Here is a 20,824-nt window from a genome sequence, read left to right on the forward strand (position 1 = left end):
GATATGAGTACTCGTCAATTCAAGTATCGTGCCTTCATCAGCTACAGCCACGCTGACGAAAAATGGGCGCGATGGCTGCACCGATCCCTGGAAACCTATCGTATTCCCGCTCGCCTGGTTGGCCAGAGCACAGAGTTTGGCGCCGTACCTGCGAAGCTCGCACCTGTATTTCGTGATCGTGACGAACTTGCCAGTGCTACCGACCTCGGTGCGAAACTGACCGCGGCACTAGAAGGGGCGGCTACCCTTATCGTGATCTGTTCGCGCTCGTCGGCAAAATCCCACTGGGTTAATGAAGAGATCCTTGCTTACAAGCGTCTGGGCAGATCGAATCGGGTCTTCTCTTTAATAGTGGATGGAGAGCCCTATAGTTCCGGTATTCCCGGCCAGGAAGACGAGGAATGTTTTCCCCGGGCCTTGCGCTTTCAGCTTGGTAGTGACAACGAACTCACCAACATCCAGGCCGAACCCATCGCCGCGGATGCGCGGCCAGGCAAGGATGGTAAAGCCAGCGCCAGGGTCAAGCTTATAGCGGGTATTCTGGGGGTTGGCTTTGATGACCTGCGCCAGCGAGAACTGCAACGTCGCAACCGACGTCTTGCTGTCCTCACCTCATCCGCGGTCGCCGGCATGGTGTTTGCCATTGGTTTGGCAACCACCGCGATTATTGCCCGTAACGAGGCCGACGCACAACGTCTGCGCGCAGAAACCGAGGCTGAAACCGCTCGCCAGACTGCCTCTTTCATGATTGACCTGTTCTCGGTGACTGACCCGGGCGAAGCTCGCGGCAGGTCAATTACCGCCCGCGAGATCCTGGTCAAGGGTGCCGAGCGGATCTCCACTGAGCTCGATAATCAACCACATATCCAGACCTCACTGATGGATACAATTGGTAAAGTGTATACGGGTCTGGGGCTCTACGCCGATGCTAGCGAGATGCTTGAGGAAGCGGTGGTATTGCGCCGCGAATTATCCTCGATCTCGGGAGTTGAGCTGGGACGAAGCCTTTATAACCTCGCTAATGTCGTGTTGCTACTCGCTGACTATGACCGGGCTGCCATGCTGTATGCGGAGGCGCTGAGTGCTATTGGTAGTGATGGTGGTGAATTGCGGATCGATATCAATGCTGCGCTTGCCGAACTGTACTTCAGGACCGGGGATTATGTGCGTGCCGAGCCCGTATTGCAGCAGGTGTTGGCTGAGCGCCGCCAGTTGTTGGGCCGGGAAGATCCATCCGTAGCCAAGGCCATAGAGGAAATAGGCCTTAACCAGTTCGACCAGGGCAATCTGGCCAAGGCCGAAGCCCGCCTGCGAGAAGCACTGGAATTGCGCTGGCAAACACTGGGTCGGGAGCCGCACCCGCATATCGCAGAGAATCTCAATAATCTGGCCCTGGTGCTTATGACTGCCGGCAATTATGAACAGGCGGAAATCCTTTATCGGGAGGCGCTTGCCATGAACCGGCAGCTTTATGGTGATTCCCATCCTTCCGTCGCATTATCGCTCAGTACTTTGGGCAGCATGTACCGCAACCAGGGCAATCTCGAACTTGCGCGGTCAAATTATCTTGATGCACTTGATATGCAACGACAATTGCTCGGCACCGAACATCCTGAAGTTGCCAGGGTGATGAATAACCTGGCTTTTGTGTACCATGATGAAGGCAACCTCGATGATGCCATGGCGATGTCCTCTGCGGCCCTGGAAATTCAGCGTAAGGTACTGGGTGACGTCCATCCCAATGTGGGCAGCAGCCTTGCGGTACAGGGTCGCTGGCAGATGGAAGCGGGTGATGTTCCCGCAGCCAATGATTTGCTGCAAAAGGCCCTGGATATACAGTTGTCGTCATTAAAAAAGGATCACCCGGATCTCGCTATTACCCGGGTTGATCTTGCTGAGGCCTTACTGCTTTCGGGCCGCAATGAGGAGGCTCTGGAACAGGCCCGCCTGGGTGAAGCCTCGCTGATAAGAGCGTTATCACCTGACCACTGGATTACTGCGGTTGCGCGACATATTCATGGCGCCGCATTGCATGCACTCGGCGACACATCTGCGGCCGAACCGCTGGTCCGCAGCAGCTACGAACAACTGGCGCTGGACTCTGCAGCGCGTTGGGCGTATACAGATAAGTCTTTGCAGACGCTTATTATGATTTATACTGATCAGGAAAGAGTAGCGGACGTAAAAAAATATACCTCTCTACGAGCTGATACTGTAACGCAATAATAATAAACAGTGGTTTGCTATGAAAATACACGTGTACAACCAATGAGTACAAAAGGCCCCATCTTTATCCTGTCCATAGATGGTGGCGGTGTTCGCGGCACAATTCCCGTGAACATACTGTTCGCGATGGAGCAGGAGGCGGGAATCAATATTCGCGAGACTTTTGATTTTTTCGCGGGTGTCAGCACCGGCGCCCTGATCGCCGCCTACTGCGCGAGAGGCTTCGGTTCGATGGAGGTGCTGGCGAGAAACAGCTATTCCTCCGACAATATGGCGCGGATTTTCAACAAATCGATATGGGATCGATTACTGGGGCGGCTACAAAACCAGCCGAAGTACGATGGCATTAACAAGCGCGCGTATTTCGAGGAAATCATGTCCGATGCGCGTATCAATGACATCGTGGATAAGCACCTTCTCATCCTGGCATACGATTTTATCAACCGCGAACTGGTCACCTTCAAGAACCGGAGAGGTCACGACGCCAGTTATAACCCGACCCTGGTAGAGATTTGTGACGCCGCATCAGCAGCGCCGACAATGTATCCCCCTGTTCCGACCACCGATACTTACAGTCGTTGGCTGGTCGACGGTGCGCTGGCAATTAATGACCCCAGCTTGTGCGCTATCTCCGAATCCCTGGCGATGGGCTATGCTATTGAAGATGTCTGGGTGTTATCCATGGGTACGGGCCGGCCAGTGGATGATATGTCACAGAAGCAACAGGACCGCATTGGCAAGTCATCGCGCGACTGGGGAATTCTTGGCTGGGTAACGCACGGGCTGCTTGATCATATGTTAAGCGCCAGTTCCGCAGTCAGCGCCCACCAGTGTAAGCAGCTTCTCGGTGATCGTTACCTCCGTGTGGACGGTACGCTTCCACGCGCCCTGATGAAGCTCGATGAGACCAATCACGGTAATGTGAGGAATCTCAGGGCTCATGCCGAACAGTGGTATGCGAGGGAAATTTCAGAGATAAAGGCCCTGCTGGATAATTTTGAGAACCATAAAGCAACAGTAGATTATAGTCTCAGCAATATATGACGGCTTATTAAACGGGCACAAAAATTACGCTTTTGGACAAGGAAGGATTGACCCATGTTGCGATATTTCCTCACAGCAATTCTTACAACACTGCTATTCTCGTCGTCTGTCCCCGCAGCAGAGCGTGCAATTTCCAGTCTGGGAAGGCTTGAGCCGCTCAATGGTGTTATTCGTCTTTCCGGCCCTTCGGGCGTGGGCGGTTCCGGATCAGTAATCGAAAAACTGGTGGTGAACGAGGGCGATTGGGTCGAGCAGGACCAGATTGTCGCCTATCTCGATAGCTATAGCCTTAGAGGTGCCGAAGTCACTCGACTGGAGGCAATTCTCGATAACGCCCGGCGCGAAATGGCCCGCCAGCAGAATCTGGCCAAGACCTCCTCTACCAGCGCCATGAAGCTTGATGCAACCACCATGGAGCTGAATATAGCGAAGGCGGACCTCGCGGCGTCAAAGGCGCGGCTGGAGCTGTCCCTCGTACGTGCCCCCCTGCGCGCCCAGGTGCTGGAAGTTCACACCCGTCCCGGGGAAAGTGTGGGACTGGACGGTATCATGGAACTTGCGCAGACAGACCGGATGTATGCAGTGGCAGAAGTGTATGAAACCGATATTGCAGATATTGAAGTAGGTCAGAAGGCCATGGTGACAGGCCCTGCTTTGCAGTCCGGCACCTCTGGCACGGTGGAGCGTATCGCACTCAAGGTGGGACGGATGGACGTATTGGGAACCGATCCTATCGCCAAGACGGATGCCAGGGTGGTAGAGGTGTTCATACTGTTGGATAGCGGTGAAGCGGTTGCCGGTTATACGAATATGCAGGTTGAGGTGGAGATAGAAATCTGATGGCCGGTTTTCTCCCGCTCGGCTGGTTGCAACTCAAGCACCAGAAACTGCGCCTGTTTGCGGCGACTCTCGGTATTGCATTTGCAGTGATCCTGATGACAGTGCAGCTGGAGTTTCGCGAAGCGCTTTTTAAAAGTGCGGTTCGATACCATACGGCCATGGATTACGGCCTGGTCATGCTGAGTCCTAAAAGTACCTACCTGGTATCCACCAAACAGTTCCCTCGCACTCGTCTCTATCAGGTCAGGGGATTCGAAGGGGTGGAAGCGGTCACACCCGTTTATGCGCAGCAGGGTAGTTTGCGCAACCCGGTGAACCGTTCAAATGCACGAAATATATTTGTAGTAGGCTTTAATCCATCGGAGCGGGGCTTCGATAATCTGTTGACCCCTGAACAGCACGAGCAGATAAAGCTGACCGATCGGATTATTTTTGATCGCCGCGGCCGGCCTGAATATGGTCCCATTGCGGAACTCTTTGCTGCCAACGGGTCGTTTGAACTTGATCTTAATGATCGGGTTCCGACAGTGGCTTCACTATATGCTCTTGGTACGTCATTTGGCCTCGATGGCGGTGTTATCACCTCTGACCTGAATTTCAGGCGTGCATTTCCAAAGCGCGACAAGTCAGCGATCGATATCGGCTTAATACACCTGGAGCCCGGCGCCGACCCGGTGGAGGTGCAGCGGCATATCCTTGCTGCCATACCCGGTGATGTGCTGGTACTGACCCGAGGCGAGTTCCAGGCTATTGAAGTCAATCACTGGAACAAGACCACGCCTATCGGCTACATCTTCGCCTTTGGTGCAATTATGGGCCTGGTGGTAGGTTTTATTATTGTTTACCAGATTTTGTTTGCTGACGTTCAGGACCACCTGAAGGAGTACGCCACGCTAAAGGCAATGGGCTATACCCATGGCTACTTGCGCGGGGTGGTGCTACAGCAATCATTGGTACTTGCCATCCTGGGATTCCTTCCGGGTATCGGGATTTCGATATTTGTATTTTCCAAGGCAGCTGGCGTTACCGGTTTGCCATTGGCGATGGATCCGGAAGCGGCCCTGTTCCTGTTCGGGCTCACGGTTTTCATGTGTGCGGGCTCGGGAATGCTGGCGTTGCGCAAACTGCGCTCGGTTGATCCCGCAGAGGTATTCTGATGACGGATGAAATCCCCATTGTTCTGGACAATGTTTCCTATCTTTATGGTAAAGGTAACCTGAAGAAACAGATTCTTTTCGATATCAGTAATAACATTAAGGCGGGCGAGGTAGTGATCCTGACCGGGCCGTCCGGGTCCGGCAAGACGACACTGCTGACGCTGATCGGGGCACTCCGTTCGGCCCAGCAGGGGAGCGTCAAGGTACTTGGCCATGAATTGAACAATGCCAAAGAGCGTACACTGATTAAGGTGCGGCGCCAGATTGGCTATGTTTTCCAGTCGCATAATTTGATGGATAGCCTGACCATCAGCCAGAACGTGCAAATGGGACTGAAGCTCGGAAGCGCCGGGAAACGGGAGAGCCGTGAACGTATAGCATCCGTCCTCAAGCGTGTGGGGCTTGAGGATCACCTGAACAAATATCCCAGCGCCCTGTCCGGCGGACAAAAGCAGCGCGCCGGCATTGCCCGGGCACTGGTTAACAGGCCACGGGTAATACTGGCGGACGAGCCCACCGCCTCCCTGGACAAGCAATCCGGACGAGACGTTGTTGAACTCATCCAGGAGCTGGCCAGGGAAGACGGTGCAGCGGTGGTACTGGTTACGCACGACAATCGGATACTGGATATTGCAGACCGGATACTACATCTCGAAGACGGTCACATGAAGTCGATGACCGAAGCGGTATCGGAAGGCGCGAGCCGCATGCTGAACTTGCTGGGCAAACATGAGCCGGCCAACGCAAGTTATCTGGCGGCATTTTCATTCGCCCTGGCGCGGGTTGCCTATGCGGACAATGTGGTCACAGATGATGAGCGCACGGAAATGCGCCGTATTCTGCATGACGTGGCTCAGCTGCAACCCGCCGAAGTCGAGTTCATCATGGAGCTTTCAATGATGCAGAATCGCGCGCTGAGTACCACCGATACCCGTGCCGAACACGGCGCACTGATTGCCGATCGCACTGCTCATTTTATCGACTCGCTCTACGCGATTGCCCAGGCCGATGGCATTGTTGGAAGTGATGAAGTCAGTGAAATCAAGGCGATTGCAGCGGAATTCGGTATAGATTACGCGCCACCACCTGGCGCGTGATCAGGGTTACCTGTGCATTGGCGCTACTACTCTTCCACGTGATCCACATCCAGCTGCCCCGTAAGGCGGCGGCGGATATGCGACCACGAAATGCCCACTGCCAGCAGGATAGACAGTAGTACCAGCCCCAGCCAACTGATCGTTCCGCTGGCCTCCAGGGTGAGCCAGCCCAGATCCACAAATAACCAGATAATCGAGCCAAACAGGGCCGTTCCCAGGATAACCCCAAGCCAGCCCATGGACAGAAAGGTGGCGCGCAGATAGATGATCCAGCCAATCAGCAGCAGGATGCCCGCCATCAAAATGAGAGGCTGCAGGTTAAAGCCATTATTCGCAATCCAGTTGGCATACGAGTAGCCGGTCGGGTTCCAGGTGCCCGCCACCAGCAACACTGCAAATAACAGGCGCAGCATGAAGCTGCCAAAATCAAAGGATTGATACATGTACTTTCCCCAGGAATTATTTATCAGGTGAATCTAATGCATGAGCTGCGTGTGGGCAACTCCATTACGCTCTCATGGACTATCAGCCAGTATTGACACCATGATGGGATTACTTACGTGGTGACTTTTTGCGCAGTGACCACGAGCAGCCAGACCACACCTTCTGCTTTAGCCCTTGCCACTTCTGGTGCCGGATAACTGACAATCTCAACGGGCCAATCCCTGAACTCGGTCGGGGAGGGGGTATAGCGCTCCAGGGGGGTTGAATCTTCCCGCCAGCGCTCTATGTTAACGTTGGTCCAGACCGCCGGGTCAAACAGTGAGCGGAGTTTTTCGGTATCGCCCATGATGAACATTTCATTGCCGTGAAAATGCACCGGCGCATCAAAGTAGATGCTGCCGCCGGGTTTTAGAACCCGCGCGATCTCCTGAAAACAGTCCGAATAAGAAGATGGGGTTCTGACACCCCCGGCCCGCTGGCCCCAGTGTTCAATGGACTGAACGCCAAAGACCCGGTCGAAGGTGGCGTCGGCAAAAGGCAGTTCGCTGGCATGGCCATAGCCGCCCGAGCCGAGCTGTAGTTTCCGGGAAGTATCCTGCTGGGGGTCTACCCCTGTCCACCTGCCGCCGCTGCGCACAATAAGGTTGCGCGCCAGCTTGAATCGGCCGAAACCAATTTCCAGGACTTCCTCGCCTTTACAATTATGGAAGTGTGCCTCAATACTTGAGACGACGCATTTTCTCAGGGGAGTACCGAAGTTGATTGAGCATCGGGTGTTGGCGGGATCAAAGCTTCTGCAGCTGGCGCAGGAGACGACCCGATCCTCGTCCTGATCTTCCCAGTATTGTCCCTGCCATTTGCTGGCGCAGGTTTTGGGTGAGATCGTAGCGCTGTGCCATCGCTTCAGCAGGGAACCTTTTTTGGAGTGCATGATTTTTCCGTCCACGAGTGGCGCATTTTGCAAAACCGGCATTGCTCTTGCCGGACTCGCTGTTCATCACTATGGTATCAGGATTTCCAAAACGCGGGGCTGGTGCGAAAACCAGGCCAAAAAAAAGAGGAACCTGTTCAAACGAATTCCCGGGATTCAATAAACTTCACCCAGTGGTCCAGGAATTTGCTCTGTCCGATTGCGAGCTTCAGGCAAACCAGCAGGGGCATGGCCAGCAATACACCCATGGCGCCCCACAGCCAACCCCATACTACCAGCCATACGATTACGACCAGCGGGTTGAGCCGCATATTCCGGCCGACAATCAACGGCGTAATGAAGTTTGCTTCCACCAGGTTGATGCCAAAGTACACCAGCGCCGGTAGCGCAGCCGCGGCCACTGCGCCGTACTGGACCACACCCGCCAGCAGCAGCACGATCACTCCAAGCAGGGGGCCGACATAGGGCGCGAAATTGAGCATGCCCACCAACACCCCCCACAACAGGGCGTCCTGCACGCCGAGCAGCCAGAATGCGGCGGCGGTCGCGAGCCCGAGACAGGTGTTGATCGCGCTGACCGTGAGAATATACCGGGACAATTCCACCTCTATGGTTTTCATCAGCACAATACTGCGCCGTTTGTCCTGGATCCGGGGGAAAATATTGACGAAGCTGATGAACAGGCCTGGCCCGAAAACCAGCAGGAACAATATCAGTATTATGGTAGTCAGTAGCTGGGCGATTATTAATGGCGCGCCGCCCAGCATGGCGAGAATGAGTTCGAGACCACTCTGCTTGAGTTTTTCGCTGACCCGGTTTTCATCTTTTGCGTCAGGTTCTTCCGCTCTATCGGCACCTGTCCCGGATTCTTCTGGGCTGTTGTCACCGAACAGGCCAAAAAACGTGAAGCCCCTGGGTTCGGGCGCCTTGGGTTTGGGCTTAGCAGTAAGCGAGTCAGTCAGGGTGTCAACCCGCTGTGAGAATTGCTCCGTCAGTTCCGGAATTGCTTTGCCCCAGCGCTGGGCGGGCTCGGCCAGTTGAGTGGCAAGAAGGACGAGGGGGCCTCCAATCACACAGAGAATCAATACGGCCGAGATTGCCCGCGGAACGTAGAATCGCTTGAGCAGCTTTACCAGTGGCCCGAGCAGCAGCGCGAACAGAACCGCGACGACAATCGGTATCAATAACGACTTGGCGAAATAAATAGTGTACAGCAGCGCCAGCGCCAGGAGACAACGTATCGATGGCGATGCCGTCGTGGAGTTGGATATACGATCCGGCTCAGTGGGGTCGACTGGTTCCGGGGTTCCCCTTTTGGTCACGTTGTAGAATCAGTGGCGGCAAGACCGGTGCTGAAGCCAGCAGACAGCATGGGCCACAGGCGCAGCCCCATCGCCAGCGGTGATTCAATTGCGCTGCTGCCTATCAGGCCGCCGAAACGCTGGGTGACGAAACCCGCAACGAATCCGCCACCAATAAGCCAGTACGGGCCCAGTGCACGCAGGTAGTCAACCCGTTGCCGGGTGCTTTGCCGCAACAATTGCCGCCGCGAAGCCAGCTCAGCCTCCGCAGCCTGCAGCTCACGAATCTGTTGTCTTCGTCCCATCGCTGTTGTCAGCTCCTGTCATTGCTTTCAACTGTCGCCGGGTAGCCGGCAGTCCAAGGCTACGCTGAAAAACGCGAGCTGCTCGCCACAGCAGGAGCAGCGCCAGCAGCTGCACAACAAGAAATCCCGCCAGACCCAGGGCAACAGAGCCACTGCCCAGAAAAGCCAGCCAGGCGAGCAATACAGACAAGCCAAGCCATGCCAGTATGACGAGTGACACCATGGCCAGTAATACCCCCAGCAGGCGCAGGCCGTCGCCGACAGCGAGCTTGAGCTCCAGCTGCAGCAGCTCGGACAACTGGCGCCCGGTCGCCAGAGTCTGTTGCAACAACGCGGCCCATGCCTGTAATTGCGCCTCTGTAGCCGCCGGCTCCGATTGAGTCCCGGACCCCAACTGGTCTGGCTGTGAGCCTTGTTGCCCCGCTGTCTCTGCGTGCCCGGCCTCTGATGATTGAGGTTTGGTGGCCTCGGGCACCTGGTTTATTTCCGCGACAGCAGCTGTGCCGCCAGCAGGCCTGCGACGAAGGCGAGACCTAGCGTTGCCACCGGTTTCTCATGTACGAACCGCTCTACGTCCTGGCCCAGAGCGTCGGCCTTGCCCTTGCCCTTGACCAGCTGTGCCATGGCGTCCTCCTTCAGGTCCAGGCCGGCGGCTTCTGCGGCCTGGCGAAAGTGCCCTTGCGCCTCCAGCAGGTTGTTGTAGGCGGCGAGCGCCGCCTCTTTACCGGAATCCATCTCCTGCTTCTTCACGTTGCTCTCCTTTTCAGTTGCGCTTGCCACCAATTTTATCTCCCTTAGAGTTATGATATTGCCGAGCCGAGCATGCCTTTCGCAAGGGAAAGTATCGTTACACAGGCGTGGAAATTTGTCGATCAGTGTCTTTTCACCAGGCTCGTGATTGAATGCTGTCGCCGACGGCGTTGGTTGTGACGGGTTCTACCCCGCTTCCACGGACGGTTCTAAAACGGCTATTGGACTTCCCCTGATTCGGCGCCTTCGGTGAGTGAGCCAGAGTGGTAGCCTGGGATGAGGCGGTTGAATCGATCAGCTTATAGGAGTTGATTTGGCACCAGCTAACAACTAGCGCTTGTTTTTTTCATCACGACGAGCCTTTTTGGTCAGCGGCCTGCCGTCTGCACCAATAGTACTTTTGGGCTTCTCACCCTTGGCAGTCTTTGACGCTCGGCTAAGAGCAATGAGTCGCAGGGTTTCGTCATCACGCAATTTGATCGCGTTTTTTTCCAGAGTGTCCAGCTCTTCGAAGCTGTACACGTCGTTCTTAAGCTTCTCTATTCTGTTCATATTGCGCTCGCATGCGGGAGTGGGCAGAGTCGAGCTGTTAGCTGTAACAGTCGCGACCTGATCTTACAGCTATAGGCCCGATCAGGCTTGCTCCGGCTGACTGATCAAACCGCAGCCGATTCTTCCTTGGTATCGACACTCTCAGCATCTTGCGGCGCCAGCTCCGCCACCCTGGCTTCCAGCTCCGCCACCTTGCGCTGCAGTTCCGCGTTCTCTTTCCTGGTCTCGCTGAGCGTCTTCTGCAAGGTATCGGCCGCGCTGGTCTTTTCCGCCAGTTTCTTCTTGCTGGCATCGAGGTTCTTCTTCATGCGCACCGGGTCGAATTGCGTGAGGGTCTTGTTCTCTTCGCGCATCGCCGCCAGATCCTTCTGCAGGGTCTTTATCCGCTGCTTCAGTTCGGCGATCTCCGCCACCAGTCGTTCGCTGCGATTGTGCAGTTCGCGGGCGCGCTGCTCGGCCTTCTGGCTGTCGGTGGCCTTGCCGGTGAGTTCGGTGATGGTCTCCAGCTGCTTGTCGACGGCGGCCTGGAGTTCTGACTCCCGGGCGCTGAGGCGGTCGATCTCGGCGCTCTTGGTGTCGAGCTGTTGCTGATACTCGGCCCGGAGATCAGCCTCGAGTTCCATGATTTTTTCAAGTTTGTTGGCTGTGAGCATAGTGTCCTGGGGTAGTGTTGTGGGAACGGGGGGTGGGCACAAAAAAAAGGGCCGCATCACTGCAACCCCTTAATTTAATTACAAATATGGCTCCGCCTGCTGGGCTCGAACCAGCGACCCATTGATTAACAGTCAATTGCTCTACCAACTGAGCTAAGGCGGAATGGTCTCAACCGAGGTCGCGTATATTAATGACCCGCTCCAGACAGGTCAACATATCCCGGAGATTTTTTCTGGCTGTGCGCGGTTGTTTCGGGCGGTAAACGGCCCCCGGCTGCATTTCCCGCCACACTGCTCCATAATAGACGGTTAAGTGTGGAAGGCAGGTCAGGAGTCATGGCAAAGCGGTTCAGAGTACAGTCCGGTTACTCTCCGGCGGGGGATCAGCCCAGGGCGATCCACGATCTGGTGGAGGGTATCAATGCCGGCCTATCGTCGCAGGTGTTGCTCGGCGTCACTGGGTCGGGCAAGACCTATACCATGGCCAATGTCGTGGAACAGATACAGCGCCCAACCATTGTCATGGCTCACAACAAGACGCTGGCGGCCCAGTTATATGGCGAGTTCAAGGAGTTCTTTCCCGATAACGCCGTAGAGTATTTTGTGTCTTACTACGACTACTATCAGCCGGAGGCGTATGTGCCATCCTCGGATACCTTTATTGAAAAGGACTCTTCGGTTAACGAGCATATTGAGCAGATGCGGCTGTCTGCGACCAAGGCCCTGCTGGAACGGGAAGACTGCCTGGTAGTGGCTACGGTCTCCGCCATTTATGGCCTGGGGGATCCCAAGACCTATTTCACCATGGTAATGCACCTGTCCCGGGGCGAGATCATTGACCAGCGTCAGCTGCTGCGTCACCTCGCTGAATTACAATACACGCGAAACGATATCGATTTCCATCGCGGCAGCTATCGGGTTCGGGGCGACGTCATTGATATTTTCCCGGCCGATTCCGAGTTTGAAGCAGTGCGTATTGAGCTGTTTGATTCCGAAGTGGAGAATATCTGCTACTTTGATCCCCTTACCGGGGCGGTGGAGCGCAAGGTGCCCCGGGTGACCATATTCCCGAAGAGCCACTATGTCACCACCCGGGATGTAATGCTGAATGCCGTCGGGCAGATAGAAGCCGAACTCGAGCAGCGAGTGGCGCAACTCAAGGATAACAACAAGCTGGTAGAGGCGCAGCGCCTCCATCAACGTACCCGCTATGATCTTGAGATGATCCGCGAACTGGGCTATTGCAACGGCGTGGAAAACTATTCCCGCTACCTCTCCGGGCGCGGCGAAGGCCAGCCGCCGCCCACGCTGTTTGAATACCTGCCGGAAAACGCGCTGGTGATTATCGACGAGTCCCACGCCACGATTCCCCAGATTGGCGGCATGTACCGTGGTGACCGCTCGCGCAAGGAAACCCTGGTGGAATACGGGTTTCGCCTGCCCTCGGCGCTGGACAACCGACCGCTGCGATTTGAGGAATGGGAACAGCTCGTGCCGCAGGCCGTGTTTGTCTCGGCCACGCCGGGACACTACGAACTTGAACACGCCGGACGCGTGGTGGAGCAGGTGGTGCGTCCAACCGGCCTGCTGGATCCTCCGCTGGAAGTGCGCCCGGCTACTACCCAGGTGGATGACCTGCTTTCCGAGATCCACAAGGTTGTGGCGGTAGGGGAGAGGGTGCTGGTGACGACCCTGACCAAGCGGATGTCCGAAGACCTGACCGAGTACCTGGCGGAACATGGCGTCAAGGTGCGCTATCTGCACTCGGATATTGACACGGTGGAGCGGGTTGAGATTATTCGCGATCTGCGTTTGGGCGAATTCGATGTGCTGGTGGGCATCAATCTGCTGCGCGAGGGCCTGGATATGCCCGAGGTCTCACTGGTGACGATCCTGGACGCTGACAAGGAGGGTTTTCTGCGTTCGGAGCGTGCCCTGATCCAGACGATCGGTCGCGCCGCGCGTAACCTCAACGGTCGGGCTATTCTCTATGCCGACAAAATCACCGGTTCCATGGAGCGGGCAATGGCGGAGACCACGCGGCGCCGCGAGAAGCAGATGGCCCACAACCTGGAGCATGGGATCACGCCTGTCGGGGTGACCAAATCCATCCAGGATATTATGGAAGGTGCCAGGCGCATGCCCACCAAGGGCAAGACTCGAGCGGCGAAAGTGGCGGAATCTGCACTGGCCTACAGCACCGAAGTTGCCCAGCTGAGCCCGGCGGCACTGGCGCGCAAGCTGCAGCAAATGGAGGCGCAAATGCAACAGCATGCCAAAAACCTGGAGTTTGAGCAGGCGGCGGCGTTGCGCGACCAGGTGACGGAGATCCGCCAGCTCGCGTTTCTCAGCTAACAGTCTGGTTATTAATGTGCCTGCACACCTTTGTCCTGAAGCGCTAGTGTCTGCTTGTCATCCCGGGAATCTCTTCTGCCGGTAGCGGCTGGCTGAAGTAAAAACCCTGGCCGGCAACCCCGCCAAGCTGCTTGATGAAGTTGGCCTGGGATTCATTTTCAATGCCCTTGACAACAACCTTGAGTCCCAGGGCCCGGCCCATTGCAATAATGGTTCTGGCTATGATGGCCTGCTCTTTGTCGTGCGGTATGTTGTGCATGAACGATGCGGCGAGTTTCAGCGTGGTGATCGGCAGTGTGCGCAAGTAGTCGAGGGAGGTGTCCCCGACCCCGAAATCGTCGATGGCAATACCGATGCCCAGCTCACTGACTGCCCGCAGGTTGTCCCGGGCAACAGGGTGCTGTCCGAGCAGCGTCAGCTCCCTGATTTCGATTTCCAGCTGGTGGGCAGCAAGCTGGTATTCATCAAGTGCGCTGGCCAGTGCTTGTACGAAATCTGCCTGCTGGAGCGTCGCACAGCTGAGATTGATGCTGACTCTGTGGGATGTACCACCTGTGTCCTGCCAATTGCGCAATTGTGCGCAGGCAGTACGGACTGACCAGGTGTCCAGGCGCCGCATTAGTCCCGCCTGTCCGGCAAGCGAAATAAATTCCCTGGGCTGCACAGGCCCCCTGCCCGGCATGTGCCATCGCGCCAGGGCCTCGAAGCCAATGATCCTGCCGGTGCTGAAATCTATCTGAGGTTGATAAACCTGGGTCAGCGAGTTGTTGTCGAAGGATTGCTTGAAGGCCTCAAGCAGGACCCGGTGTTCGGTGGCGGCCGTGGTCATGTCGGCGGTGTAAAACCGCCAGTCACTGCGCCCGCTTTCCTTGGCCCGATACATGGCAATATCGGCGTAATCCAGTAATCGGGAGGTCTCCCGGGCGTCGTCGGGATAGAGACTGATGCCGATACTGCAGCTGAGTTTTACCTGAACACCCCCGAGTATGAACGGCTGGTTGATTGCATCCATTAACTTACAGGCAACTGCCGAGGCATCGTCGATGACTTCAATCTGGTCAAGCAACGCGACAAATTCATCCCCTCCCACCCGCGCCAGTACGTCGCTTTCCCGCAAGCAGTTTTGCAGGCGGGTTGCGGTTTGAGTGAGCAGATCGTCGCCTGCGGCATGTCCCAGGGTGTCGTTAATCTCCTTGAATCGATCCAGGTCGATGAACATGACGGCCAGCCGGCTGTGATTGCGTCGCGCCGTCTTGATGTTGCGTTCAAGCAGGCTGTCGAGCAGCGAGCGATTTGCCAGTCCCGTCAGGGGGTCGCAGTGCGCTATGGATTCCAGTCGCTCGCGTGCCTCGTGCAGCTCGGTAATATCCCGCACCAGGCAAACAAGCTGCCGATTTTCGGGAATCGGCGTGATCCGCGCTTCATAGTAAGTTTTTCCTTCTCCACAAGGCACGTTGTATTCGAAGGTAACGAGTGTGTTGTTGCGTATGGAGCGGTCCATAGCCCGCCTGAATTGACCTGTCACCGGATCAGGGAGGAGGGCATTAACCGATCTGTTAAGTAGTTGTGCCGGCGTCCGGCCGAGGTACATCGTTTCCGGGCCGTGACAATCGCGAATAGTCCCGTCCTGGTCGAGCAGCAGATACAGATCTGGCAAAGCGGCCCACAGCGAGTCCAGGAATTGGCTCTGATTGCTTTGTTGCGTGACAGAACTCAGCCGCACGGCGGCCGGCTTTTCAAGCTGAATGCATGAAAACGGACGGTTGTGCCGGCTCTATTGACTGGCTGCTCGCATATGACCTGTTCCACGGCTGCGCCCCTGCTGGATTTCAGACGAGAGTGTTCAGTTTATTCAGCAATTCCCTCTCATCCAGTTCAGTGTAGTCCTTGTTGATGTGATTGCTGATCATTTTGGCGACATGCTCGTTCAGATTCTGGTTGATAAGGCCATGAAAGTGGGGCGAAGCCACAACGATCAGGTTATCGAAGCGTTGTTTATTGCGAGCGTCGTTCAGGTTGTCGGCCAGCTCCCTGGCGAAGCGCTGATGTTCGTAGTCTTTTGGATTGGTGGGTTCAACGAATTCGCCATGTGCCGAGCCCGCCATGTTCGTAGTGGTCGCCTGGAAATGGCCGGGACGGTCTGAACTCAGCCTCTCACCCTTTTCCCTGCTTTCCGGGTGGGCATATTCTTCAACCAGCGTCAGCGAGCGTAGCCGCCTTGGTTGGGTCTCATAGATGCGTGCCTGACTGGCGTTCGCAACAAGTAGCCATGTGCTCATAGAATCCCCCGACATGAATGGATCTTCCTTGTTAGAAGATAGTCCAGATCCCATTATTTCGCCGGATAATAGACCCTTTTCGCTATTCTCCATGCGCGCGCTAGTGAAGCTCTCGCGCTACTCACGGCAAGTTCCTGTGCTATACTCTGTGCCGCCGTTTTCCCCGTTGCGGAAAAACGCCAAATTTCAGCCCACGATCCCCGATTGCAGCTGACCCACGTGGCCTTTAGTAGGGGCCACCACTGATACAAGGAAAGCGAGTGCCTGCTATTACCCTGCCTGACGGCAGCCAACGATTCTTTGATGCCCCGGTGTCAGTGCATGATGTGGCGTCAGATATCGGCCCCGGCCTGGCGAAAGCCGCGCTCGCGGGCGTTGTTGATGGTCGTGAGGTGGATACCTCTTTTGTAATCAGCGATGATGCCGAGCTGGCGATTATTACCGAGCGCGACGCAGCCGGCCTTGAGGTTATTCGCCATTCAGCTGCACACCTGCTGGCCATGGCGACCCAGGAGCTTTTCCCGGGTACCCAGGTGACAATCGGCCCGGTGATTGAAGACGGGTTCTATTATGATTTCGCGACCGGGCATCATTTCACCCCGGAAGACCTGGAGAAGATCGAACAGCGGATGGCACAGATCGTTGCCGACGATCTGACGGTTGAACGCGTGGTAATGAGCCGCGAGCGCGCCATAGAGCTGTTCCGTAACATGGGCGAGCACTACAAGGTCCAGATTATTGAAAGCCTGCCCGAAGGTGAAGAGCTGTCGGTCTATCAGCAGGGTCCCTGGATGGATCTGTGCCGTGGCCCCCACGTGCCCAGTACCGGCAAACTCAAGGCCTTCAAGCTGACAAAGGTTGCGGGTGCCTACTGGCGCGGTGACTCCAGCAATGAAATGCTGCAGCGCATCTACGGTACGGCCTGGGCCAATAAAAAGCAGCTGGCCGACTACCTGACTCGTATCGAGGAAGCCGAAAAGCGGGATCATCGCAAAATCGGCAAGAAACTGGGCCTGTTTCATACTCAGGAAGAAGCGCCCGGCATGGTTTTCTGGCATCCCGATGGCTGGACGTTATACCAGGGTATCGAGCAATACATGCGCCGGGCCCAGCATGCCCATGGCTACCAGGAAATTCGCACGCCACAGCTGGTTGATATGTCGCTGTGGGAGCGCTCCGGCCACGCCGATAAATTTGGCGATGACATGTTTACCCTGCAATCGGAAGACCGGCAGTTTGCGGTGAAACCGATGAATTGCCCTTGTCATGTGCAGGTCTTCAACCAGGGGCTGAAATCCTACCGTGACTTGCCGCTGCGCCTGGCGGAGTTTGGCAGCTGCCACCGCAATGAGCCCTCCGGTTCTTTGCACGGTATTATGCGGGTGCGCGGCTTCACCCAGGATGATGCTCACATTTTCTGCACCGAGGACCAGATCCAGGCTGAAGTTTCCTCTTTTATCGATTTTCTGCACGAGGTCTATGCCGATTTCGGCTTCAGCGAGGTGATTTATCGCCTTTCAACGCGACCCCCGAAGCGCGTAGGGTCCGATAGTGACTGGGACCGTGCGGAGCAGGCGTTGGCCGATGCCCTGGATGCCCATGACTTACCCTGGCAGGAATTGCCGGGCGAGGGGGCATTCTACGGCCCCAAAATCGAATTTTCGTTGAAGGATTGTATCGGCCGGGTGTGGCAGCTGGGCACGGTGCAGGTGGATTTCTCCATGCCCGGACGCCTCGGCGCCCAGTATGTGGCGGAAGACGGCTCGCGCCAGGTGCCGGTTATGTTACACCGCGCAATCCTCGGATCCTTCGAGCGTTTCATTGGAATATTGATTGAGCACTACGAAGGTGTTTTTCCCACCTGGCTGGCGCCCACCCAGGCTGTGGTGCTGAATATTACCGACAAACAGGGCGATTATGCCCGAAATGTGGAAGATTCCTTGAAAAACAAAGGGTTTCGGGTCATTTCGGACTTGAGAAATGAGAAAATCGGCTTTAAAATCCGCGAGCATACTATTCATAAGGTTCCCTACCTGTTGGTGGTGGGGGATAAAGAAGTAGACACCCAAACTGTGGCCGTGCGGGCCCGTCGTGGTGAGGACCTGGGATCCATGGATCTCAGCGCTCTGGAAGCGCTCCTCTCGAACGACGTGGCGCAACTCGGCCGTATTTCATTGGAGAACCAGCATTAAGAAAGATAGCGGCAAGGGCTCCTCAAAAAAAGCCCTGATTAACGACCAGATTACATCGGATCCGGTACGCCTTGTGGGCGCGGATGGCGAGCAGGTAGGTATTGTGCCTCTGAAAGAGGCGCTGGCGGCAGCAGAAGCTGCCACCATGGACCTCGTGCTGATCGCCGATTCAGAACCACCGGTCTGCAAGGTGATGGACTACGGGAAGCATATTTTCGAGGCCAAGAAACAGAAAGCGGCTTCGAAAAAGAAACAGAAGCGAACCCAGGTCAAAGAGATGAAGTTTCGTCCAGGGACGGAGGAAGGAGACTACCAGGTAAAACTACGCAACCTGGTGCGTTTTCTAGAGCAAGGCGATAAAGCCAAGGTCACGCTGCGTTTTCGCGGTCGTGAAATGGCTCACCAGGAAATCGGCATGGAGCTACTCAAACGAGTAGAAGCTGATCTGGCCGAATTGGGCGCTGTTGAGCAATTTCCTAAAATGGAAGGCCGACAGTTGACCATGGTGATCGCACCCAGGAAGAAGAGCTAGGGCCTGTGAATGCCTTTTTTCTTCATTTTATATTGATGCAAATGCGGAGTATCTAACGATGCCAAAAGCTAAAATTCACAGCGGGGCTGCCAAGCGTTTCAAGAAAACTGCTGGTGGCTACAAGCGCAAGAGCGCTCACAAGAGTCACATCCTGACCAAGATGACAACCAAGCGCAAGCGTCAGCTGCGCGGAACCTCTCTGGTTCATGCCAGTGATAAGGTGCACGTAGACCGGATGTTCCGGGCCTGCTAAACGGTTATTCATTTTAGATTAGGAGAAGACCATGCCTCGCGTAAAACGTGGTGTAACGGCTCATCGCCGTCACAAGAAAATCCTGAAGCAGGCCAAGGGCTATTATGGCGCCCGTAGCCGTGTGTTTCGTGTTGCCAAACAGGCTGTTACCAAAGCCGGTCAGTACGCATACCGTGACCGTCGCCAGCGCAAGCGTCAGTTCCGAGCGCTGTGGATCACGCGTATCAATGCCCAGTCCCGCGCCAATGGCCTGAGCTACAGCCGCCTGATCAATGGCCTGAAGAAAGCCAGCATTGGCCTGGATCGTCGCGTCCTTTCGGACCTGGCGGTGCGTGACAAGCCGGCTTTTGCAGCGATTGTGGAACAAGCAAAGGCCGCGCTGGCCTGAGTCCGTCCCTGCCGCTTGCGCGGTTCGCTGTTGGTTTAAGCAAGATCGAAAAGGGAAAGGGCGTTGCTCTTTCCCTTTTTTGTTTGGTGATTGGTTGGTTTGGCGGTATTTGGGTTCGGCAGTGAATTGTCGTACGGCACAGGCGGTGGGGGCCTGCCCGGACACGCCACAAGTACGTCCCTGTAGGCTCGGCGGCGGCCATCCATGGCCGCCGACGGTCCGGGCAGGCCCCCACCGCCTGTGCCGCACTACCTCGGCGAGCTGAATATTATCGCTGAAGAAGAAAACGTGGCCGTGGTTAGAAGCTGGCACACAGGCAGCCTTGAGCGGGCAGGAGAACGGTTCCGGGACTGTGTGAGACATGGATGTCGAGGACAAGCCCCCATGGACGGGTTCACGGCGTGTCCCGGAACCGTTCTCCTGCCCGCGCGAGGCGGCGGAAGTACTACACAAATCAAGGTCATACGACCCCGTGACCACAAAAGACAATGACAGCGGAAACACAACAGATGGAAAACCTGAACTCCCTCGCCGAGGAAGCCAAAGCCGCAATAAAGGCCGCCACCGACAGCGCCACCCTGGAGCAGTTGCGGGTGGACTTCCTGGGCAAGAAAGGCCGTCTCACGGAATTACTCAAGGGACTGGGCAAGTTGTCCGCCGAGGAGCGCCCCGCTGCCGGTGCCAAAATCAATGTGGTCAAGCAGGAATTGCAGGGCCTTATCGCCGAGCGCAAAACAGCACTGGAATCGTCGGCACTGGCAGAGAAGCTGGCCCGGGAGGCAATAGATGTCACCCTGCCGGGTCGCGGCCAGAGTACCGGTGGCATTCACCCCGTAACCCGAACCATTGAGCGCATGGAAGACTTCTTCGGCGCGGTGGGCTTTGACGTGGTGGAAGGCCCGGAGATTGAGGACGACTACCACAACTTCGAAGCCCTCAATATTCCCGCGCACCACCCCGCCCGTGCCATGCACGATACCTTTTATGTTGACCCGACCACCGTGCTGCGTACCCATACCTCACCGGTACAGGTGCGGGTCATGGAGAGTGAAGCGCCGCCGCTGCGGATAATATGCCCGGGCAGGGTGTATCGCTGCGACTCCGATCTCACCCATACGCCGATGTTCCACCAGGTGGAAGGCCTGTTGATTGACGAGCATTCAACCTTTGCGGATCTCAAGGGGCTGATAGAGGACTTCCTGCGCGTCTTTTTTGAGCGCGACCTTGAAGTGCGCTTCCGTCCCTCCTACTTTCCGTTTACCGAGCCGTCTGCGGAAGTGGATATGCAGTGTGTTAACTGCGGCGGCAAGGGTTGCAGAGTCTGCAGCCAGACCGGTTGGCTTGAGGTGATGGGGTGCGGCATGGTGCATCCACGGGTGCTGGAGCACTGTGGTATTGATGCCGAGCGTTTCACCGGTTTTGCTTTTGGCATGGGTGTCGAGCGCCTGGCCATGTTGCGCTACGGGGTTAATGACCTGCGCCTGTTCTTTGAAAATGACCTGCGCTTTCTTGAGCAGTTCTAGCA

Annotated in this window: 21 protein-coding genes and 1 tRNA gene; 11 read left to right on the plus strand and 11 right to left on the minus strand. The window is 56.1% G+C overall.

Annotated elements, in window-relative coordinates:
• Positions 1–3 precede the first annotated feature (3 nt).
• The 5 genes from CWI75_RS12925 to CWI75_RS18435 are packed head-to-tail and all read left to right on the plus strand — an operon-like array spanning position 4 to position 6,364.
• A complete protein-coding gene (locus CWI75_RS12925; RefSeq protein WP_101521924.1) occupies positions 4–2,226 on the plus strand; it encodes a toll/interleukin-1 receptor domain-containing protein in 2,223 nt (740 codons plus the stop codon).
• A 42-nt stretch (positions 2,227–2,268) separates the two neighbouring features.
• On the plus strand, positions 2,269–3,270 hold the full coding sequence (locus tag CWI75_RS12930) for a patatin-like phospholipase family protein (protein ID WP_101521925.1): 1,002 nt from the start codon (positions 2,269–2,271) through the stop codon (positions 3,268–3,270).
• Positions 3,271–3,324: 54 nt separating this feature from the next.
• Positions 3,325–4,110 carry an efflux RND transporter periplasmic adaptor subunit gene (locus CWI75_RS12935; protein WP_101521926.1) on the plus strand — a complete coding sequence of 262 codons (786 nt, stop codon included), beginning with the start codon at positions 3,325–3,327 and terminating at the stop codon, positions 4,108–4,110.
• Positions 4,110–5,267 (plus strand): ABC transporter permease DevC, encoded by a 1,158-nt coding sequence (gene devC, locus CWI75_RS12940; RefSeq protein WP_101521927.1) that lies wholly within the window; start codon positions 4,110–4,112, stop codon positions 5,265–5,267. The genes CWI75_RS12935 and devC overlap by 1 nt, the downstream gene beginning before the upstream one ends.
• On the plus strand, positions 5,267–6,364 hold the full coding sequence (locus tag CWI75_RS18435) for an ATP-binding cassette domain-containing protein (RefSeq protein ID WP_162300077.1): 1,098 nt from the start codon (positions 5,267–5,269) through the stop codon (positions 6,362–6,364). The genes devC and CWI75_RS18435 overlap by 1 nt, the downstream gene beginning before the upstream one ends.
• A gap of 26 nt (positions 6,365–6,390) precedes the next feature.
• On the opposite strand, the gene CWI75_RS12950 is transcribed toward CWI75_RS18435, so the two are convergent.
• From CWI75_RS12950 to CWI75_RS12990, 9 genes are all read right to left on the minus strand, one after another.
• Positions 6,391–6,807: a DUF6524 family protein gene (locus CWI75_RS12950; RefSeq protein WP_101521928.1), complete on the minus strand. Its 417-nt coding sequence runs from the start codon at positions 6,805–6,807 to the stop codon at positions 6,391–6,393.
• 113 nt (positions 6,808–6,920) lie between these two features.
• Complete coding sequence (locus tag CWI75_RS12955; RefSeq protein ID WP_162300078.1) at positions 6,921–7,739, minus strand: class I SAM-dependent methyltransferase; 819 nt, start codon at positions 7,737–7,739, stop codon at positions 6,921–6,923.
• 137 nt (positions 7,740–7,876) lie between these two features.
• The gene (locus CWI75_RS12960) at positions 7,877–9,061 is read right to left on the minus strand and encodes an AI-2E family transporter (RefSeq protein WP_241521213.1); all 1,185 of its coding nucleotides are present in this window, start codon (positions 9,059–9,061) and stop codon (positions 7,877–7,879) included.
• A complete protein-coding gene (locus tag CWI75_RS12965) occupies positions 9,058–9,345 on the minus strand; it encodes a hypothetical protein (protein WP_101521930.1) in 288 nt (95 codons plus the stop codon). The genes CWI75_RS12960 and CWI75_RS12965 overlap by 4 nt, the downstream gene beginning before the upstream one ends.
• Complete coding sequence (locus CWI75_RS12970; RefSeq protein ID WP_146003592.1) at positions 9,320–9,820, minus strand: hypothetical protein; 501 nt, start codon at positions 9,818–9,820, stop codon at positions 9,320–9,322. Before CWI75_RS12970 ends, CWI75_RS12965 begins: the two co-directional genes overlap by 26 nt.
• A gap of 5 nt (positions 9,821–9,825) precedes the next feature.
• A complete protein-coding gene (locus tag CWI75_RS12975; RefSeq protein WP_101521932.1) occupies positions 9,826–10,095 on the minus strand; it encodes a DUF883 C-terminal domain-containing protein in 270 nt (89 codons plus the stop codon).
• Positions 10,096–10,425: 330 nt separating this feature from the next.
• The gene (locus tag CWI75_RS12980; RefSeq protein WP_101521933.1) at positions 10,426–10,647 is read right to left on the minus strand and encodes a hypothetical protein; all 222 of its coding nucleotides are present in this window, start codon (positions 10,645–10,647) and stop codon (positions 10,426–10,428) included.
• Positions 10,648–10,751: 104 nt separating this feature from the next.
• Entirely contained in the window at positions 10,752–11,300 is a 549-nt protein-coding gene (locus CWI75_RS12985) for a hypothetical protein (protein ID WP_101521934.1), read from the minus strand.
• 87 nt (positions 11,301–11,387) lie between these two features.
• A tRNA-Asn gene (locus tag CWI75_RS12990) sits at positions 11,388–11,463 on the minus strand.
• Between the two features lie 173 nt (positions 11,464–11,636).
• Here CWI75_RS12990 and uvrB point away from each other — a divergent pair.
• Entirely contained in the window at positions 11,637–13,655 is a 2,019-nt protein-coding gene (uvrB, locus tag CWI75_RS12995) for an excinuclease ABC subunit UvrB (protein ID WP_101521935.1), read from the plus strand.
• Positions 13,656–13,698: 43 nt separating this feature from the next.
• Here uvrB and CWI75_RS13000 read toward each other — a convergent pair whose 3' ends face one another.
• Both CWI75_RS13000 and CWI75_RS13005 read right to left on the minus strand, forming a co-directional pair.
• Complete coding sequence (locus CWI75_RS13000; RefSeq protein WP_101521936.1) at positions 13,699–15,378, minus strand: EAL domain-containing protein; 1,680 nt, start codon at positions 15,376–15,378, stop codon at positions 13,699–13,701.
• 106 nt (positions 15,379–15,484) lie between these two features.
• Complete coding sequence (locus CWI75_RS13005; RefSeq protein ID WP_162300079.1) at positions 15,485–15,934, minus strand: host attachment protein; 450 nt, start codon at positions 15,932–15,934, stop codon at positions 15,485–15,487.
• Positions 15,935–16,194: 260 nt separating this feature from the next.
• Here CWI75_RS13005 and thrS point away from each other — a divergent pair, with 260 nt between their 5' ends.
• From thrS to pheS, 5 genes are all read left to right on the plus strand, one after another.
• The gene (thrS, locus tag CWI75_RS13010) at positions 16,195–18,126 is read left to right on the plus strand and encodes a threonine--tRNA ligase (RefSeq protein ID WP_101521938.1); all 1,932 of its coding nucleotides are present in this window, start codon (positions 16,195–16,197) and stop codon (positions 18,124–18,126) included.
• 34 nt (positions 18,127–18,160) lie between these two features.
• A complete protein-coding gene (gene infC / locus CWI75_RS13015; protein ID WP_277621769.1) occupies positions 18,161–18,658 on the plus strand; it encodes a translation initiation factor IF-3 in 498 nt (165 codons plus the stop codon).
• Positions 18,659–18,716: 58 nt separating this feature from the next.
• Entirely contained in the window at positions 18,717–18,911 is a 195-nt protein-coding gene (rpmI, locus tag CWI75_RS13020) for a 50S ribosomal protein L35 (protein ID WP_101521939.1), read from the plus strand.
• Between the two features lie 31 nt (positions 18,912–18,942).
• Complete coding sequence (rplT, locus tag CWI75_RS13025; protein ID WP_101521940.1) at positions 18,943–19,299, plus strand: 50S ribosomal protein L20; 357 nt, start codon at positions 18,943–18,945, stop codon at positions 19,297–19,299.
• Positions 19,300–19,808: 509 nt separating this feature from the next.
• On the plus strand, positions 19,809–20,822 hold the full coding sequence (gene pheS, locus CWI75_RS13030) for a phenylalanine--tRNA ligase subunit alpha (protein ID WP_101521941.1): 1,014 nt from the start codon (positions 19,809–19,811) through the stop codon (positions 20,820–20,822).
• Positions 20,823–20,824: the final 2 nt, after the last annotated feature.

It is taken from the genome of Kineobactrum sediminis, from assembly GCF_002868715.1.
Classification (GTDB): Bacteria; Pseudomonadota; Gammaproteobacteria; order Pseudomonadales; family Halieaceae; genus Kineobactrum; species Kineobactrum sediminis.

Bases quoted from the DNA above. Each gene is read 5' to 3' on its own strand.
- CWI75_RS12925 (WP_101521924.1), top strand. From the start codon at position 4: ATGAGTACTCGTCAATTCAAGTATCGTGCCTTCATCAGCTACAGCCAC.
- CWI75_RS12930 (WP_101521925.1), top strand. From the start codon at position 2,269: ATGAGTACAAAAGGCCCCATCTTTATCCTGTCCATAGATGGTGGCGGT.
- CWI75_RS12935 (WP_101521926.1), top strand. From the start codon at position 3,325: ATGTTGCGATATTTCCTCACAGCAATTCTTACAACACTGCTATTCTCG.
- devC (WP_101521927.1), top strand. From the start codon at position 4,110: ATGGCCGGTTTTCTCCCGCTCGGCTGGTTGCAACTCAAGCACCAGAAA.
- CWI75_RS18435 (WP_162300077.1), top strand. From the start codon at position 5,267: ATGACGGATGAAATCCCCATTGTTCTGGACAATGTTTCCTATCTTTAT.
- CWI75_RS12950 (WP_101521928.1), bottom strand. From the start codon at position 6,807: ATGTATCAATCCTTTGATTTTGGCAGCTTCATGCTGCGCCTGTTATTT.
- CWI75_RS12955 (WP_162300078.1), bottom strand. From the start codon at position 7,739: ATGCACTCCAAAAAAGGTTCCCTGCTGAAGCGATGGCACAGCGCTACG.
- CWI75_RS12965 (WP_101521930.1), bottom strand. From the start codon at position 9,345: ATGGGACGAAGACAACAGATTCGTGAGCTGCAGGCTGCGGAGGCTGAG.
- CWI75_RS12980 (WP_101521933.1), bottom strand. From the start codon at position 10,647: ATGAACAGAATAGAGAAGCTTAAGAACGACGTGTACAGCTTCGAAGAG.
- CWI75_RS12985 (WP_101521934.1), bottom strand. From the start codon at position 11,300: ATGCTCACAGCCAACAAACTTGAAAAAATCATGGAACTCGAGGCTGAT.
- uvrB (WP_101521935.1), top strand. From the start codon at position 11,637: ATGGCAAAGCGGTTCAGAGTACAGTCCGGTTACTCTCCGGCGGGGGAT.
- CWI75_RS13005 (WP_162300079.1), bottom strand. From the start codon at position 15,934: ATGAGCACATGGCTACTTGTTGCGAACGCCAGTCAGGCACGCATCTAT.
- rpmI (WP_101521939.1), top strand. From the start codon at position 18,717: ATGCCAAAAGCTAAAATTCACAGCGGGGCTGCCAAGCGTTTCAAGAAA.
- rplT (WP_101521940.1), top strand. From the start codon at position 18,943: ATGCCTCGCGTAAAACGTGGTGTAACGGCTCATCGCCGTCACAAGAAA.
- pheS (WP_101521941.1), top strand. From the start codon at position 19,809: ATGGAAAACCTGAACTCCCTCGCCGAGGAAGCCAAAGCCGCAATAAAG.